Below are 17,214 nucleotides of genomic sequence, written 5' to 3' on the forward strand. Positions count from 1 at the left end.
CCCTCGTGGTAGACAACGTAAAACAGACATCTGAGAAGATGCACTAGAACGTTGTTGATCGGAGGGGGTATTTTTTATGAAAAATGAAGTCTAGCTTTTTAAATTTAAAATTTATTTTTTACTATGGGAGGCAGCAAAAACCCTGATTTAGGCATCGTTTTGCGCTTTCCGAAGGCCTTGTGTATGAACTTCACTCTTGTTTACCTGTTTAAAAAGTTTATTATTATCAGATAATAGTAGATATTTTATTCTATTAATATTTATAATAGACTTTGTATGGTTATAATTGACACTGAAAAGTTGTGTTCCTGCGTGGCGCCTTGCTTTTAGTGACATCAAAGCAAGAGTGCATACTCTTTTTTTGCAAATATAGAGGAAAAGGAAGGTTATAATGAGCAACATACAGAAAAAAACAGACGTTTTATTAATTGGTGCCGGAGTTATGAGCGCCACATTGGGATCAATACTGAAAGAGTTAGCACCTGATTGGGAAATTAAAGTGTTTGAGAAACTTTCGAAACCCGGAGAAGAAAGCTCTAATGAATGGAATAATGCCGGTACGGGCCATGCTGCGCTGTGCGAGCTTAACTATACCTCCGAGAAATCAGACGGATCTATAGATATTAGCAAAGCTACGACGATTAATGAACATTTTCAGCTGTCACGACAGTTTTGGTCTTATCTTGTAAAAAGCAATTTGATTCGTAATCCGCAGGACTTTATCATGCCAATACCACATATGAGTTTGGTACAAGGGGAAAAAAATGTAACGTTTTTGAAAAAGCGATTTGAAGCGCTGTCAAAAAACCCTCTTTTTCAAGGGATGGAATATTCTGATCGTCCTGAAAAACTAAAGGAATGGATTCCACTTATTATGGAAGGGCGTACATCCAAAGAACCGATTGCAGCTACAAAAATTGACTCTGGAACGGACGTTAACTTTGGTGCTTTAACGCGCATGCTGTTTGATCATTTGAAGAGTCAAAACGTCGAGATCAATTACAATCATAGTGTTAAGAACTTGAAACGTACTAGTGATGGCTCGTGGGAAGTGAAAGTGCACAATATGAATAGCGGTAAGGTCGAAAACCATACTGCAAAATTCGTCTTTATCGGCGGCGGGGGAGGAAGTCTTCCTTTACTACAAAAAACCGGTATTCCTGAGTCAAAACATATCGGAGGTTTCCCAGTAAGCGGTTTGTTTATGGTATGTAACAATCCGGAAGTGGTAGCGCAGCATCACGCAAAAGTATATGGAAAAGCGAAGGTGGGGGCTCCTCCGATGTCTGTTCCGCATCTGGATACAAGGTATATCGATAACAAAAAAACACTATTGTTTGGACCATTTGCGGGCTTCTCACCAAAGTTCCTCAAAACGGGCTCGAATTTTGATCTGTTAGGTTCCGTTAAACCTAATAATCTCTTTACGATGCTTGCAGCAGGTGTAAAAGAAATGTCTCTTACAAAATACCTGATTCAGCAAGTGATGTTATCCAATGAAAAACGCTTGGAAGAATTACGCGAGTTTATTCCAAACGCGAAAAGCGGGGATTGGGACATTGTCGTAGCTGGACAACGTGTGCAAGTGATCAAAGACACGGATGCGGGTAAAGGAACACTTCAGTTTGGTACGGAAGTGGTTACTGCGGCTGATGGATCGATCGCTGCATTGCTAGGTGCTTCTCCAGGTGCTTCTACTGCGGTTCACGTAATGCTTGAGATTTTAGAAAAATGTTATCCACAACATATGGAAGAGTGGAAACCGAAAATAAAAGAAATGATTCCTTCTTATGGTGTGTCACTTATGGAAAACGCAGAGCTTTTCGAAGAAATTCACAATTCTACAGCGCAGACACTTGGACTGAATCAAAGGGACCGATCCACCATAAATTCTTGGGATGCAAAAACGAAGCATGGGTAGAGAGTGAAAAGGAAAGATAGAATAAAACAGAACCTTTGGTCTATCTTAGGATTAAAGGTTCTTTTCCTTTCATTTAACATTTGCAGTAAGATCCTTCCTTACATATTGCGAATCTATGGAATCATAGAAAAACAAGATAGCCACCGATTGGTGACTATCTTGTTTTTTTAAAGATTATCTGCTTGTTATTATTAATGTTGTTAACTATAGACACGTACTGGCAGAGTAGATAACATTTGACCTGCTGCAGATGGCATTAAGCTATCTTCAAGACGAAAACCTGGAACGGGTTCAATTCGAGAAAATTTATCCATAAATAAGCCGATACCGATATTTGCTTCCAGCCTAGCAAGCGGAGCCCCTAAGCAAAAATGAGGTCCATTCCCAAATGTTAAATGCTGTTTATTGTTGGGACGGTGAATATCGAGTGTGAATGGATTTTCAAATACGGCTTCATCCATATTCGCAGCACTCATCCACGTGACAACGACATCGCCTTTCTTTAAGTCAACGCCTAATAATTGATTATCCTGTTTGACGGTCCGATCCATTTTAGCAATATGAAACCGATAACGAAGCATTTCTTCTACCGTATTCGGTAGTAGTTTACGATTAGCTTGTACTTCCCCGTAAATTTGATCGTTATCATATAGGAAAGAATAGAACGTATTCGCTAACAGATGACTCGTCGTTTCAATACCGGCGCCCAAGATAAACATCGTGGTTCTCACGATCTCATCATCGGATAAGCGATCACCATCTACTTCAGCTTGAATCAAGTCAGAAATGATATCATCTGATAGATTGGCTCTTTTTTGCAAAATATGAGGGTAGAGATAGTTATAGTATTCTTTCGCAGCATTACGTTTCAAAGCTTGTACATTTTCTATATTTTCTTTGGGAAGCGGAAGGAACAGATCATATACCCATTGTTGAAATAATTGTCTATCTTCTGAAGGAACCCCAAGCAAGTCAGCTATCACAATCGTGGGTAATGCACTGGTAAAATCTTTAACGACATCGATGACCTCCGCTTCTTCAATCTCATCCAAAAGCTTAGTAACGATCTCATGAATTCGTGGTTCCCATAATTTCAAACTGCGAGGAGTAAAAGCAGCAGAGAGCAAGGAGCGGCTTTTTCTGTGATCAGGAGGATCGGACATCAAATTTATTTTGCCCATATGTTGTCCCTCATCGTTATCAGCACCTACGCTGATGGTCGTACGCATTCTAACACTGGAGAAATGTTCATAGTCACTGAGGACTCTTTTTACATCGTTATAGCGGAATACATTCCAGGTGTTCGTTGCCTTATTATAGCTTACAGGTTCATCTTGAAGTTTCTGTTTGTACCACGCATAGGGATTAAATTCGTCGGACGGTGATTGAAACTGAGTAATTTCCTCTAAAGAGATAATTTCATTATTCATTTCTTTCCTCCCAACTGCTAAGATGAATTAGTGTTAACTTAACACGTGTTATTTTAACATATATAAATAGTGAGATAATACATCCATATGTCCTAAGTCGAAAGGACCCTGACAAGCATTTTTTGTCGATCGATGATTGAAGTAATTCGAAGTCGTGGTAAGCTTACAATACATTTGCTAAAAGGAAATATGAATATAAACGAGAGGTAAGAATGCATGTACATAGAACTGCTTATCTTGATACAAATCGAAATGTCACCTAAATATGGATATGAAATCAAGAAAGAAATACAAAAAGATTTAGGTTACTTAACCGATGTAAATCACAATATGTTATACCCCACTTTACGGAGATTCACAGAACATGGATTGATTACGAAAAAAATAAATGCACAAGATGGCAAGCCTAATCAGTATGTTTATGAAATAACAGAAGTAGGAAAAAGAAAAATTGCGGATCTCATTAACGATTTTTCAGAGAAAGACGCAAAGCATCAAATTGACTTCTTGATCAGAGTGTCTCTGTTTGGGCGTATCTCTCAAGAAAATCAACTTCGAATATTAAATATGAGAAAAAAAGACTTAGAAGCGCTTTTGAAAGATCTGAAAATACGGGAAGATGAGAGCGTAGACGATTTGTATAGGAACGAAGTTCTTCGAATCTCAATATCTCAGGTAAATGGAGAAATCTTGTGGATCAATGAATTGATTCAAAAAGTAGTTTTGTAGGAAAATTAACGTAAGATTGCGTAAATTGGTCCTAAGAATAGATAACATAGGGCCGAAAAATGGGGCTATAGGTTATAAAGGATGAAAAGGAACATAAAAGTTGTATGCTTCTTATTGAAATATTTACTTTCTCATGCTTATAATAGATCGATAAAATTAGAAAAAGGTGTCTATAAATGAGCATATTAAATGTTGAAAAATTAAGTCATGGTTTTGGCGATCGTGCCATCTTTAAGGATGTTTCGTTTCGACTTCTAAAAGGGGAACATATCGGATTAATCGGGGCCAACGGTGAAGGTAAATCTACGTTCATGAACATTGTGACGAATAAGCTACAACCCGATGAAGGAAAAGTTGAATGGTCCAAAAGGGTACGTGTAGGTTATCTGGACCAGCATGCTGTTTTGACCAAAGGAATGACGATCCAAGATGTACTTCGGAGCGCGTTTCAATATTTATTTGACCTCGAGAATGAAATGAATGAAATGTATAACAAAATGGGAGAAGTATCTCCCGAAGAGCTGGAGAAGCTGCTTGAAGAAGTAGGTACGATTCAAGATACGCTGACAAACCAAGATTTTTACATGATTGATGCAAAAGTCCAGGAGACAGCTCGTGGTCTGGGTATTACAGACATTGGACTTGACCGTGACGTTAATGACCTTAGCGGTGGACAACGTACGAAAATTTTGCTGGCCAAGTTGTTATTGGAAAAACCGGACATTCTCCTGCTTGATGAACCTACCAACTATTTGGATGAACAGCATATTGAATGGCTTAAGCGTTACCTTCAAGAATATGAAAATGCGTTTATACTGATCTCTCACGATATTCCGTTCCTGAACAGTGTAATCAATCTGATTTATCATATGGAAAATCAAAAGCTGACCCGGTATGTCGGTGATTATGACCAGTTCCAGCAGGTTTATGAGATGAGGAAGCAGCAACTGGAATCTGCATATAACAGGCAGCAGCAGGAAATCGCAGACTTGAAGGATTTTGTTGCCCGTAACAAAGCTAGCGTGGCTACTCGAAATATGGCCATGTCCAGACAAAAGAAACTCGATAAGATGGACGTTATTGAGCTATCGAAAGAAAAACCGAAGCCACAGTTTAGTTTTAAGGATGCCAAAACTTCTGGGAAATTAATTTTCGAAACGAAGGATTTGGTTATCGGATATGACAGCCCGTTATCAAGACCCCTTGACCTGAAGATGGAACGAGGACAAAAGGTTGCCCTTGTTGGTGCGAACGGAATTGGTAAAACGACGTTACTGCGCAGTATTTTAGGCGAGATTCCGGCTTTATCTGGATCTGTGGAACTTGGATACAACTTAGAGATTGGTTATTTCGAGCAAGAAATGAAAGAAGGCAATTACAATACGTGTATTGAGGAAATATGGCAAACCTTCCCTTCCTTGAGTCAGTTTGAGGTTCGTGCTGCATTGGCTAAATGCGGACTTACTACGAAGCACATCGAGAGCAAAATTGCTGTACTGAGTGGGGGAGAAAAAGCGAAAGTTCGTTTGTGTAAACTTATTAACAGCGAAACCAATCTACTCGTGCTGGACGAGCCGACGAACCATTTGGATGTAGATGCAAAAGATGAACTGAAGCGTGCCCTAAAAGCGTACAAAGGCAGCATTCTTATGATTTCTCACGAACCTGAGTTTTACAACGATATTGCAACAGATATTTGGAATTGCGAATCTTGGACGACAAAAGTATTTTAATTGAGACCGCCGCTTGGCGGAACTATAAGATATCAAGCGTTTATTTCTTTAGAATATGAAAATGAAATTACCTAGAAAAGTCGCAGTTTTTGCGGCTTTTTTTCTTTTTGAACAAGGATATTACTTTAATTAGTAATGGAATCTGTTTCAATGATTATTGACATCACAATGTATTATAGTTATTATAGATAATCAAAGTCTACAATTGTAAAACACGAATAATAATAAAATGGTAGAGGAATCAAAAGGAGACAGACCAATGAGTAATGAACTTTCGGCAAACCCTTTAAATAATGAAGTAGCTACCAACCCGCTTGATTATTTCAATAATCCAAAAGACGAGGTATTTTCTTTACTGCAGCCCCAGCCAGATGAGCAAATTCTCGATGTAGGTTGCGGGAATGGTGGATTCATGGCCCGGATTGCAGCAGCTAAAGCGATCCCCACAGGTATCGATCTGTCGGAAGACATGGTAAGAAGAGCTAAAGAGAAGTACCCTGAACTGAACATTCAGGTGGAAGACATTTGTCATTACCGCACAGAGATCCGTTATGATGCCGTGTTTTCCCATGCAGTTCTGCATTGGATTAAAGATGCTCCGGCTGTAGCAGAATCGATCTGGCTTGCACTTCGTAATGGAGGACGATTCGTTGCTGAATTCGCCGGAAGTGGCAACGTTGCCTCATTGACTACTGCTATTGAGGAGGAACTGGAAGCACGTGGTTATGCTTCTGCGGGACGGAGTCCATGGTATTTACCTACCATCGGCGAATATGCAAGCCTGCTGGAGAAGACGGGTTTTCGGGTCATATTGACTCAACATTTTGATAGACCCTCTCCATTAAAACGAGATGTCGGTATACGGGTTTGGTTGGAGAGTTTCGCCGATTATTTCTTCTTCGACGTGACCACTGCAGAGAAAGAGTCGATTTATCAAGCCATCGAGGCAAAACTGAAGCCTAAGCTTTATCATGATGGTCAGTGGTTCATCGATACTAGCCGATTGAGGGTAGTTGCCATCAAAGAACCCGTGAAAGGATAGTTATTTCTGGTTTATAAACAAAACCCCTTCCTAAGCTAGGAGGGGGTTTTGTTTGTTTTCAGCTCAATCATTTCTTTTAAATATGCATCTAATGTAACGGATCAGTCCGGGCGCTCGTTACTCATCCAGCTATCTACATGCAATTCACCAGTATAGGACTCTCGTTCTGAAATTTCTTTGAATTTACTCTCTGCTTCTTCAATCGTATTATATCCACCAATGACACCAATGAACTTGCCGTTAGCTGTTTTAATAAAGGAAAGATCATCTTCAAGATAAATCTCTTCGAGGATAGCGAGAGACTCTCCCTGCTCCATTTCTTCCGAACGAATATAGAAGACCTCCCGTGGTGTAACAGCTTGGCCATCTGAAGTAAGTTTTAATTCAATATATCCAGGGTCTTTAAATTCAGTTACGGAATGTTTCGCGCCTTCCTTCAGTTCAACGACGAAACGCATGGCCGAGTCATCCAGAATTATATTTTGATAAACATCCTTCACAAGAGGTAAGGCAAGCAAATCTTTTTCCATCTTGTCATAATTAAAATTGCGGATCCCATTGAATGTAAAGATTAGGCGGTTTGGTGCATCCCTGTGGTCCACGGTATAAGCAGGTACAGTAGCAACGGACTCACCTTCTTGGCCAAAATGAATATTAAGTTTATTTTCTACAGCCTCGGTTTCAACACGAATTCCGTCAGTACGCTCTCCGCCTTCGCCGAATTGAAAAACCTGAACAATGCTCCCCACAATCGGTAATTTTGACAGGGCGACCGCGACGCTAGGAATGTTCACTGCGATGAGAAAAGCAATGCATGCCGCAATCATCGAAGTGTAGCGTTTCATTCGAAGGGAGCTCTTATGAGCAGCGGCTCTTTTCTGTGATTGTTTGATAACTTCTTCAAGTTGGTTTGGGATTTCAATGTTATCGTAGCGATCTTTACCCATCATACGTTTTCAACCTCTCCCTCTATCAAATACGATTTCAATTTTTTGATAATACGGTAAAACCTTGTCTTTACTGTATTCTCAGATAAAGAAAGCACATCGGCCATTTCCCTAAAGGGTAGATTCACAAAATATTTCAAGATGATATAGGTTTTTTCTTCAGGTACCAATCGGTCCAGCGCATCATATAGATCCATTTTATCTTCCAGCGTCACTGCTTTCTCAGCAGCCACAAAATCTTGAGACTGATCCTCTAGATAGGTAATCCGTTTGTTGCGCCGAATATGATCAATAGAAGAATTAATGACGATTCGTGACATCCAGGTATCAAAATATTGAATCGACTGCATCTTTCCATAAGCAAGATAACCTTTGTAGACTGCTTCGGATACGATATCTAATGCTTCCTGTTCGTTTTTTACATAGCAGTAGGCGACCCGATATAATTTCTCTCTAATGATTTCTATCTTTTCACTAAACTGCTGTTCTTTCGAGTTTACATTTTTCAGTCTAATCACCCCTTGCGAAAGCTAATATCAATGTCATGCTCGTATTCCAAGTCTGGATCCAGTTAAGTACTTGTGTTCGCTTGACTAATAGTTAGACTGATGAAGCCAAGAAATAGTTTTACGATATTAAAAATCTATTTTCATTTTGTTCAATTCGTAATGCTATTATATCTGAGGGGGAAGTCGATTTTTTTGGGATACTTTTTTTCGTGTTGAAGTTTTCGAATAGATTAATTGTAAAGTGTTCTACGGGATCTACAGCAGTATGCTATATGGGCAGGATAATCCAAGTGACATCTAGAATAAATACCAAAATAATCCATTCATGGAGGGTTGTTGCTTATATGTTTAATCGAGAATGGTTAACGAGGGAGGGCAGTGATAATCGTCCAATCATATTATCATTTTAGGAGGGAACCATATGTATCAATATCAAGCGCTCAGCAGTACGAAAGGGTACTTAAAAATACTCATTTCTGTTTTTCTTGCCATTGTTATATTGGGGATATCGGCAGTGCCAGTATTTGCAGCAACTCCTGAGAAAACATTGAACGCTTCAGCTACCCTCGCCTATAATCTTAAAGATCTTAATCACAACGTGGCTGTTCAGAAGGCTTACATTGCAGATAAGTATGTTTACGTAACTCAGCGGTCTGGAGGAACCTGTTATCTTTCAAGATTGCTCATAAACGGAAGTGATGCGACGTACGTTGATGAAATGACCATCACTAATACGGGACACTGCCAAACACTAGATATGTATACTTACAATGGTATAAATTATTTTTATTTTAGCTCAAAAGCAGATCCTTCAACCTCTTATTATTGGTCGCTTCAAGTTGCTAGACTACAGTATTCAGCTGGGACAACGGTTGACTATACGGATCTTCATCGGTTTACCTATATGAATTATGCCAATAAGACCGGTACAAGATTAGGTGAAACCTACCGTGTTGATGCCGGCGGCAACAGTACTCATACTGTTTTCAGGGTACAGACTGCAGAAGGAACGGTAACTTGGTCTATTTATGACACAGTTAAATTAAATAAGTTACTTGATAACAACGAACAAGTGCGAATGGACGATGCGGCAGCAGTAAGCGCGTGCGTTAGCAGCTTTACGCAGTCGGGCAATGCTATCGTCCGTCCAAACGGATCCTTTCAGGGAGCAGATATGCTGGCTAATACAGAAATATATACATCAGGCGGTGCCGATGGTGAAACTCCCCAGATTGCAATGATGTCAAATACAGGAGCGTTCAAAACTTTAGTGAAAATTACGAATGTAGGGAACCGTGAAATTGAAGGAGTACAGACAAAAAACGGTAACGTTTATTTCACTATAGTTACGGACCCAGTAAATAAAAAAAATACACAAAAAATTTATTATGTTCCTGATCATATCTTTTAACGGATAAACAAATAGGACAACCAAGTGGCGTAAAAGAGTCGCAAGTATAGCGACTCTTTTGTTTTAATAGCTGAAATGCTTCATCATCAAAACGAACTAGATACTCTACTCATATGTCAATAAAAAAATGTAAGCGCTATAATATGGTTGATCGATGATAGGAGCAGTTTGATTTTTGCTTAAGGAGCGGAGTCATGAGAAAGAGTAAAACGTTTTATAACATATTCATTCCAATTCTCATCTTAAGTATTGGACTCGTTATGGGCCTCGGAAGTTATATCTATTTCTCTACGATTCGCTCTGTAGCCGATCGCGTTGGAGAGAGTCATCAAAGCTTGATAACACAAATACGAAACACCTTGGAACAGAAAATTCAAACCATTGAATATGCGTTCAATACTTACAGCACAACGAAGTCTTTTCAAGAAATCATTAACAACCCACTAACAGAACGCGATTTTGAAATTTATCGGGAGCTAAATACTCAACTGAATTATATAGCCACAATGGGGCTGGATGGCGTAGAGTATTCCCTGATTAGCCTGAATCAGAATTGGAAAATTTCCAAAGGTTCACTGACGCGTGTTTCAGAAGAAGAAAGTAACGAACTTTATGAACAATATATCGAAAAAGCAAGCAAGGGCTTGTACTGGATAAAGACGGATGACGGTATCCGGTTTGTGCATACGCTCCCCGTGTCTTCAAAAGACAAAAAAGCAATCGCTCTGTCGGATATTTCCCTCCATACATTAAACCAAACATTGCAGACGAAGCCTGATCTACCCGTCTATATTTTGAACAAAGAGGGTGAAGTACTCTATACAGCCGAAACGGAAAAAGCGAAGTTAACTGAACAGCAGATCCAAAAAATTAGCGAGCAGGCCATGCATGAACCGTTGAAGGGTAAAATCAAACTTGAAGGTGATGTGGGAGGGTCTGTTCTCGCTTTATTTGCAAAGTCTGACTATAACAACTGGACCTATGTCACGTTGCTGGACGAGGAGGAAGTAAGCGAAGCCTTAACGACTACACGGGTGGGTCTGATCATCATGGGGATTGTTATTATGGTTCTGATGATCGTCTTGGCATATGTACTTTCTATCTATTTGACCCGTCCATTTCGAAAAATACAAAGCAGTCTTTCTAAGAATCCCGTACTGATCCCCAAAGATGAAGTGGACTTTATCATTAGTTCGATTGATTCGATCGTATCTGAGAAAGAAAGTTTACAGCATCTGATCGAGATTGAGAAGCCGAAGCTAGAAACCCAATTTGTGCTCAATTTGCTCCAAAACCGTGTGACCCAGGAAGAGGCAGAAAAGAGCTTGTCTCAGTTCGGATATCCAATTACGCATAACACAGTCTTCGTTACAATGCTGATCCAGTTGGACATCTATGGTAACGTGCAGTTGTCTGACAAGGATGTGTTACTGTTTGCTGTGAATAACATGGTCCAGGAAATCGTCCCCGAGTCTGGACGGATGCTTCCTGTTGTGCTCAATGAACGGACTCAGGCAACCGTGCTTCTTTTTGAGAAGGAGACCGACCCTGGCATGCGAGACAAGATTCTGAATTATGCGAAGACGATTATCAAATCTACTAGAGAATTTTTGAAATTCTCCGTAAGCATAGGCATCAGTATGTCCTACAATGATGTGCTGAACAGCAGAGAGGCCTGTGAGATGAGTCTGGAAGCGTTGTATCAGCGATTAAATTTAGGTAAGGAATCCATCATTTTTTATGACGACATTTCACGTGGTGTAACTGGACCCATGTTGTTGCATTACCCGACAGAGCTTGAGTCGCGGCTGTTTGATGCCATTCGTCTGGGTGATGAAGAAGGAGTTTCGAATTCGCTGTATCCACTACTAGCAGATATGATGAAGCATAGCAAAAATCCAATGAACCTCGAAGTGACGCTGATTCGATTTGTTAACAATCTGATCCAACTTCAGCAACTCATAGGAACCGAAGTATTGTTAACTCAAGAAAATGCTAACTTGTATCATCGTCTCCTTGATATACGGAATCCCGAAGAGATTGAACGTATCCTTGTTTATGATGTCATCTATCCGATGGTCAAAAGCATGAAAGAGAAGACGAATCAACAATTTCGTTCGATAGCTCATAAAATCGCAACCATCGTCCGAACTGAATATGACCAGGATTTGTCGCTCGAGTTGATCAGTGAACGGCTGCATTACTCTCCAAATTACTTGAGCAGTATTTTCAGGAAGGAGTACGGAACTACTTTCAGCGAGTATGTGATGAACTACCGATTGGAAGTTGCCAGAAATTGGCTGGTGGATACTGATATGACGATTAAGGACATCGCTGAGCGCCTGCGTTATCAAAATTCCCAAAACTTCATTCGCTCGTTTCGAAAGAAGGAACATATTACGCCTGGAGCGTATCGTAAGATGAAATTGGAACAATAAAAAAGTTCTAGCCGCGCATTCAAATGCGCAGAGCTAGAACTTTTTTGCTATCCGCATCTCTCTTCAGCGATCTTTATCGCTTGTTACCCTTTTACGGCCCCTAACAGGGCGCCCTTAGTAAAATATTTCTGTACGAAAGGGTAAGCGATCAGCATCGGAACCGTCGCTACCACAATTACTGCCATTTTAATCGTCTGTGCAGGCGGGATAATATCAACGGAAGAGTTATCGCCTTCCATTCCGCTTGAAACGATGACGATTTGGCGAAGCAATACTTGAAGCGGCCATTTTTCGGAATCATTAAGGTAAAGAACGGCATTCATATAGGTGTTCCAGTAATGGACCCCGTAGAACAAGGAGAGTGTGGCAATGGAAGGAAGGGCAAGTGGAAGCATGATTTTCCACAGAATGAGGAAATCGTTGGCTCCATCGATCTTGGCTGATTCTTCAAGACTTTCCGGGAGAGCTTGAAAAAAGTTTCTCATAATAATTAGATTAAAAGCGTTGATCACTGTCGGTATGATTAAGGACCAATAGGAATCGATCAATCCGACCATTTTTACGACGAGGAAGGTTGGAATCATCCCACCGCTGAACAGCATCGAGAACACAACAAGGAAATTAATGATATTTCGTCCGAACAAATATTTACGAGATAAACCATAAGCCATTAAAGCTGTCAGTACCATACTCACGAAGGTTCCTACTAGTGTAGTACCAATAGATACACCGAGTCCTTTGAAGATGGTGGGTGTCGAGAAGATATAGCGGTAAGCATCAAGTGAAAAGGTGGTTGGAAACAGAACGAATTTTTTAGAAACAATTTCCGCAGTGGAAGCGAAGGAGCTGGCAACGACATTAACGAATGGTAGAAGGCACGCAAGCGAAAACAATAATAGAATCATGTAATTTACAATATTAAATATTTTGCTACCTAGTGATTGATGGACGAGACTCGATTTTGACATATTAGGTATGATCCTCCTCGTATAATAGGTTTCTCTTCAACTTTATCAAGTGACGAAAATTCCGTATATAATCATGTCCTACGGTATGGTTCAGGAAGGAGATCACCAGAGTGTGGGTTGGTGAAAAGGAGATAATCCTGATCTCAAAAAATAATCATTAGCTACAGTTAGCCGTATTTACGAAAGGTTACGGACCTGATGATAACTAATGATTATATACGTCATATGGATTTATCGATATGCTTGGCTTCGAACACAATGCTAACTGATCGAGGAGGTCAACAGCCAGTGAAGGAAACGAATTCTTCAGCTATTCAGGTACAAAGCAGAACGCAGAAGAGACATGAAATATTTCATCAATTAAAAAGCGTAAGCAAAAACAAACTATTATATTTGATGATACTCCCCGGGTTTGTTTACTTCGTTATTTTTAAGTATTTTCCAATGGGCGGTTTGATTATTTCCTTTCAGGAATATCAGCCTTATCTCGGCATCCAAGGGAGCCCCTGGGTTGGGTTCAAACATTTTGCCCGCATGTTCACCGAACCCACGTTTGCGATGCTTCTAAGTAATACGCTCATTCTATTTGCACTCGAGATCGTTCTTTTTTTTCCAATCCCGATCATTCTCGCGCTGATGCTGAACGAAGTAAGGCATAAATTGTTCAAAAATTCGATTCAAACGATGATTTACATCCCTCACTTCATGTCTTGGGTTATTATTGTTTCGATCACATACGTTTTCCTAAACGTGGATGGTGGCGTAATTAATGAAATTATCGCTGCCCTAGGAGGCCAAAAAATCAGCTTCTTAACTTCAACAGAGTGGCTTCGCACGATGTACATCCTGCAAATTATTTGGAAAGAAGCTGGCTGGTCGACCATTATTTATTTGGCAGCGATAACCGTTGTGGATACACAGCTTTATGAGGCATCTGAGATGGATGGAGCTAGCCGATTTCGGAAAATTTGGCACGTGACATTGCCTGCGATTCGCCCCGTGATCATTACTTTGCTGATTCTCAAAATCGGAAATACACTCGAACTTGGCTTTGAACATATGTACTTACTACTGAACTCTCTCAACCGAGAGGTCGGTGAAATTTTCGATACTTACATCTATACGGCTGGGTTAAAGAACGGACAGCTCAGTTTCAGTACCACGGTGGGTCTGTTTAAGGGGCTAGTCGGATTAATCTTGGTCATGATAGCCAATAGGCTCGCCAAGAAATTCGGTGAAGACGGAGTCTATTAAACAATAGGATTACAGTATTACTTTTCGAATTCTAACTTCCGCTATAGCGGATGAGGAAGATAAAAAAGCTTGATGAAAATTCATTGATAAAGGGGAAGTATACATGAAACGTGAATTCGTAAAATTGATAGCGCTTACGATCTGCGGTAGCCTGCTGCTCAGTGCATGCGGCGGAATAAAATCAAGCTCAGAAGAATCAGGTACTTCCGGAAGACCTTCGATCAGCTGGTTGAACATTCTTCATACCGCTTCGCCTCCGACGGAGACCGTACTGAAAAAGATTGAGGATGCGACGGATGTGAACCTCAAGTTCTCCTGGATTCCAGATGCGTCGAAAGAAGAACGCTTGAATACTTCCCTTGCCTCAGACACCCTTGCAGACATCGTATCCATTACCATAATGGACAACTCTACAGTTCGTAACGCTTTGAAAGGTGGAGTGTTCTGGGACGTAGCTCCTTACCTAGATGAATTTCCAAATCTAGCAGCCATTAATCAGGATATGCGGAACTCAGCATCCATCGAAGGCAAGTTATATGGCGTACCCCTACAGAAGCAAGTTGCAAGAAACGGGGCCGTTATCCGCAAAGATTGGCTTGATAAATTGGGGCTTTCTGTACCAAAAACGACGGATGAATTAATGGCTGTAGCTAAAGCGTTTACAGATGAAGATCCCGACGGGAACGGTGTAAAAGATACGACTGGATTTGTGGATCGAAGTGACCTTGTATACGGTGCATTTAAGACGCTAAGCTCCTATTTCGGAACGCCGAATGTCTGGAGTGTCAGCGAAGATGGTCATGTTTCGCCTGAATTCGAGTCAGAAGGTTACATCAAAACGATGGACTTTATGAAGGAACTCTATAATAAAGGTTATATCAATCAGGAATTTGCCGTTACGGCAAAGACAGACCAGCAGCAAAATTTTGCACAAGGTAAAGCGGGCATTTACATTGGGGCTCTTTTCGATAGTAAGAATCTATTGAATTTGGCCAAAGGTATTCAGGACGACATGGACCTTGTCATGGTCAATGACATTACGTCTACAGGGAATGAAAGCGACAGAGCCATATGGTCAGCATCCAATGGTATCGGAGGATTACTCGCCTTCCCGAAATCAGAGGTGAAGGATGAAGCGGAACTAAAGCAAGTGCTGAAATTTGTAAATGACTTGATGTCCGAAGAAGTATATACACTGCTGACCTTTGGAATTGAAGGAGTTCATTATGAGGTTGATCAGAACAAAGCGGTAACGATAATGAATACAGATCTATGGAAGCAGGAAGTACAGCCGTTTGCCTCATCCCGTCCGAAAGAGTTTGGATATGATATCCATGATGCAGACCCTCTTAAAAAGGAATCTGATCGACTGATCCAAGAAAACGAGAAATACGCTGTGCTCAATCCAATGTACTCACTGGAATCGCCTACGTTTTCATCTCAAGGTTCTGAACTCCAGAAAACGATTACGGACGCAACGTACAAGTATATTCTCGGCAAAATCGATTTAAACGGTTTCCAGCAAGCTGTTCAGAGCTGGAGAAAAGCAGGTGGCGACAAAATCATTGCCGAGTACCAAGCCGCTTACAACGAGGTCCATAGTAAGTGAGGTGAAATCATTGTGTCATAGAGTCTGTCACCGTTTCGTCAGAAGCTTATCTGCTAGCGGAACGGTTTAAGACAAAACAGGGAGGTTGAAGATCAAGATGATATGCACGACATGGGCGGAACGAGTTGCATCATCCATAATGGAGCGTACGCCGAAACTATATGAAGTCAATGGCTATAATGGGAAATGGTCTTATGATTATGGCGTAGTATTGAAAGGGTTCGAGTGTTTATGGAAGAACACGAAAGACGAACGATATCTTCAGTACATACGCCAAAATATGGATCACTTTATTCGGGAGGATGGCTCGATCTTGGGCTACAGCCAAGAAGAGTATAATATCGATCATATAAATAACGGCAAATTACTATTTGTCCTGCACAAGGAAACCAGCAAAGAGAAGTATAGGAAGGCTGCTACCTTACTTCGAGAACAGCTGAGTTCTCATCCGCGTACATCGGAAGGGGCATTTTGGCACAAACAAATTTATCCTTTTCAGATTTGGCTGGATGGACTTTATATGGGAGCTCCTTTTTATTTGGAGTATTTACTTACTTTTGAGCAGGAGAATGACTTGGATGACGTTACGAAGCAATTCATCCTGTGTGAACGACATACGAAGGACGAAAAGACGGGGCTACTCTACCATGCATGGGATGAAAAGCGCGTGCAGCCGTGGTGTGATCGAAAAACGGGGCAATCGCCGAACTTCTGGGGCAGATCGATCGGCTGGTTCGTGATGGCGCTCGTGGATGTTCTAGAAATCCTGCCAGAAGATCACCCTGATTTCAGAGAGTTAACGCGCATTCTATACGACACATTGGCCGCACTGCGTAACTTTCAGGATGCGGATAGCGGTGCATGGTACCAGGTCGTTAATAGGGGAGATCAAAAAGGAAATTATTTAGAATCATCCGCCTCCAGCATGATCGTATATGCTATTGCAAAGGGCATCCGACTTGGCCTGCTAAGCTCTAACTGGATAGGCACGCTGGACCGTGCCTACGCCGGCTTAATCTCGGAATTCGTGCTAGAGACGAAGAACGGGTGGGTGAATCTGAATAAAACTTGTCAGGTGGCAGGTTTAGGCGGGCAAGAACAGCGCGATGGAACGTATGCCTATTATATCAGCGAGCCGATTATTACGAATGATCAGAAGGGACTTGGCGCTTTTTTGCTTGCTATCACGGAATATGAGTTTTTGGAGCGAGAGCTGCAATAAT

At 40.9% G+C, this 17,214-nt stretch carries 13 protein-coding genes; 9 read left to right on the forward strand and 4 right to left on the reverse strand.

Going from position 1 to position 17,214, the window contains the following annotated elements; genetic code table 11:
- Nucleotides 1-391 precede the first annotated feature (391 nt).
- Nucleotides 392-1,921, forward strand: a complete 1,530-nt coding sequence (locus KFT32_RS05775) for a malate:quinone oxidoreductase (RefSeq protein WP_211746177.1) — start codon at nt 392-394, stop codon at nt 1,919-1,921.
- Between the two features lie 200 nt (nt 1,922-2,121).
- Here the strand turns inward: KFT32_RS05775 and KFT32_RS05780 are convergent, their stop codons facing one another.
- Nucleotides 2,122-3,351 (reverse strand): cytochrome P450, encoded by a 1,230-nt coding sequence (locus tag KFT32_RS05780; protein ID WP_211746178.1) that lies wholly within the window; start codon nt 3,349-3,351, stop codon nt 2,122-2,124.
- 216 nt (nt 3,352-3,567) lie between these two features.
- On the opposite strand from KFT32_RS05780, the gene KFT32_RS05785 reads away from it, so the two are divergent.
- The 3 genes from KFT32_RS05785 to KFT32_RS05795 all read left to right on the forward strand — a co-directional run bounded on the left by KFT32_RS05785 (nt 3,568) and on the right by KFT32_RS05795 (nt 6,855).
- Nucleotides 3,568-4,080: a PadR family transcriptional regulator gene (locus KFT32_RS05785; RefSeq protein ID WP_211746179.1), complete on the forward strand. Its 513-nt coding sequence runs from the start codon at nt 3,568-3,570 to the stop codon at nt 4,078-4,080.
- A 176-nt stretch (nt 4,081-4,256) separates the two neighbouring features.
- Nucleotides 4,257-5,813, forward strand: a complete 1,557-nt coding sequence (locus tag KFT32_RS05790; RefSeq protein WP_211746180.1) for an ABC-F family ATP-binding cassette domain-containing protein — start codon at nt 4,257-4,259, stop codon at nt 5,811-5,813.
- A 259-nt stretch (nt 5,814-6,072) separates the two neighbouring features.
- Nucleotides 6,073-6,855, forward strand: a complete 783-nt coding sequence (locus KFT32_RS05795; protein ID WP_211746181.1) for a class I SAM-dependent methyltransferase — start codon at nt 6,073-6,075, stop codon at nt 6,853-6,855.
- A 101-nt stretch (nt 6,856-6,956) separates the two neighbouring features.
- Here KFT32_RS05795 and KFT32_RS05800 read toward each other — a convergent pair whose 3' ends face one another.
- Nucleotides 6,957-7,805: a hypothetical protein gene (locus KFT32_RS05800; protein WP_211746182.1), complete on the reverse strand. Its 849-nt coding sequence runs from the start codon at nt 7,803-7,805 to the stop codon at nt 6,957-6,959.
- Nucleotides 7,802-8,320 (reverse strand): sigma-70 family RNA polymerase sigma factor, encoded by a 519-nt coding sequence (locus KFT32_RS05805; protein ID WP_211746183.1) that lies wholly within the window; start codon nt 8,318-8,320, stop codon nt 7,802-7,804. Before KFT32_RS05805 ends, KFT32_RS05800 begins: the two co-directional genes overlap by 4 nt.
- Before the next feature lie 412 nt (nt 8,321-8,732).
- On the opposite strand from KFT32_RS05805, the gene KFT32_RS05810 reads away from it, so the two are divergent.
- Both KFT32_RS05810 and KFT32_RS05815 read left to right on the forward strand, forming a co-directional pair.
- A complete protein-coding gene (locus KFT32_RS05810) occupies nt 8,733-9,722 on the forward strand; it encodes a phage baseplate protein (RefSeq protein WP_211746184.1) in 990 nt (329 codons plus the stop codon).
- 194 nt (nt 9,723-9,916) lie between these two features.
- The gene (locus KFT32_RS05815; RefSeq protein ID WP_211746185.1) at nt 9,917-12,160 is read left to right on the forward strand and encodes an AraC family transcriptional regulator; all 2,244 of its coding nucleotides are present in this window, start codon (nt 9,917-9,919) and stop codon (nt 12,158-12,160) included.
- A gap of 83 nt (nt 12,161-12,243) precedes the next feature.
- Here KFT32_RS05815 and KFT32_RS05820 read toward each other — a convergent pair whose 3' ends face one another.
- Nucleotides 12,244-13,128 (reverse strand): carbohydrate ABC transporter permease, encoded by an 885-nt coding sequence (locus KFT32_RS05820; protein WP_211746186.1) that lies wholly within the window; start codon nt 13,126-13,128, stop codon nt 12,244-12,246.
- A gap of 396 nt (nt 13,129-13,524) precedes the next feature.
- On the opposite strand from KFT32_RS05820, the gene KFT32_RS05825 reads away from it, so the two are divergent.
- The 3 genes from KFT32_RS05825 (at nt 13,525) to KFT32_RS05835 (ending at nt 17,213) form a co-directional block, all read left to right on the forward strand.
- Nucleotides 13,525-14,382, forward strand: coding sequence for an ABC transporter permease (locus tag KFT32_RS05825; RefSeq protein ID WP_249435708.1), 858 nt, complete (start codon nt 13,525-13,527; stop codon nt 14,380-14,382).
- A gap of 103 nt (nt 14,383-14,485) precedes the next feature.
- Nucleotides 14,486-15,991 carry an extracellular solute-binding protein gene (locus tag KFT32_RS05830; RefSeq protein WP_211746187.1) on the forward strand — a complete coding sequence of 502 codons (1,506 nt, stop codon included), beginning with the start codon at nt 14,486-14,488 and terminating at the stop codon, nt 15,989-15,991.
- A 97-nt stretch (nt 15,992-16,088) separates the two neighbouring features.
- A complete protein-coding gene (locus KFT32_RS05835) occupies nt 16,089-17,213 on the forward strand; it encodes a glycoside hydrolase family 88/105 protein (protein ID WP_211746188.1) in 1,125 nt (374 codons plus the stop codon).
- The last annotated feature ends 1 nt before the right edge of the window (nt 17,214 follow it).

The organism is Paenibacillus sp. Marseille-Q4541, assembly GCF_018310695.1.
Classification (GTDB): Bacteria; Bacillota; Bacilli; order Paenibacillales; family Paenibacillaceae; genus Paenibacillus.

Coding starts and splice junctions, on each gene's coding strand:
- KFT32_RS05775 (WP_211746177.1), top strand. CDS start 392: ATGAGCAACATACAGAAAAAAACAGACGTTTTATTAATTGGTGCCGGA.
- KFT32_RS05780 (WP_211746178.1), bottom strand. CDS start 3,351: ATGAATAATGAAATTATCTCTTTAGAGGAAATTACTCAGTTTCAATCA.
- KFT32_RS05785 (WP_211746179.1), top strand. CDS start 3,568: ATGTACATAGAACTGCTTATCTTGATACAAATCGAAATGTCACCTAAA.
- KFT32_RS05790 (WP_211746180.1), top strand. CDS start 4,257: ATGAGCATATTAAATGTTGAAAAATTAAGTCATGGTTTTGGCGATCGT.
- KFT32_RS05795 (WP_211746181.1), top strand. CDS start 6,073: ATGAGTAATGAACTTTCGGCAAACCCTTTAAATAATGAAGTAGCTACC.
- KFT32_RS05800 (WP_211746182.1), bottom strand. CDS start 7,805: ATGATGGGTAAAGATCGCTACGATAACATTGAAATCCCAAACCAACTT.
- KFT32_RS05810 (WP_211746184.1), top strand. CDS start 8,733: ATGTATCAATATCAAGCGCTCAGCAGTACGAAAGGGTACTTAAAAATA.
- KFT32_RS05815 (WP_211746185.1), top strand. CDS start 9,917: ATGAGAAAGAGTAAAACGTTTTATAACATATTCATTCCAATTCTCATC.
- KFT32_RS05820 (WP_211746186.1), bottom strand. CDS start 13,128: ATGTCAAAATCGAGTCTCGTCCATCAATCACTAGGTAGCAAAATATTT.
- KFT32_RS05825 (WP_249435708.1), top strand. CDS start 13,525: ATGATACTCCCCGGGTTTGTTTACTTCGTTATTTTTAAGTATTTTCCA.
- KFT32_RS05830 (WP_211746187.1), top strand. CDS start 14,486: ATGAAACGTGAATTCGTAAAATTGATAGCGCTTACGATCTGCGGTAGC.
- KFT32_RS05835 (WP_211746188.1), top strand. CDS start 16,089: ATGATATGCACGACATGGGCGGAACGAGTTGCATCATCCATAATGGAG.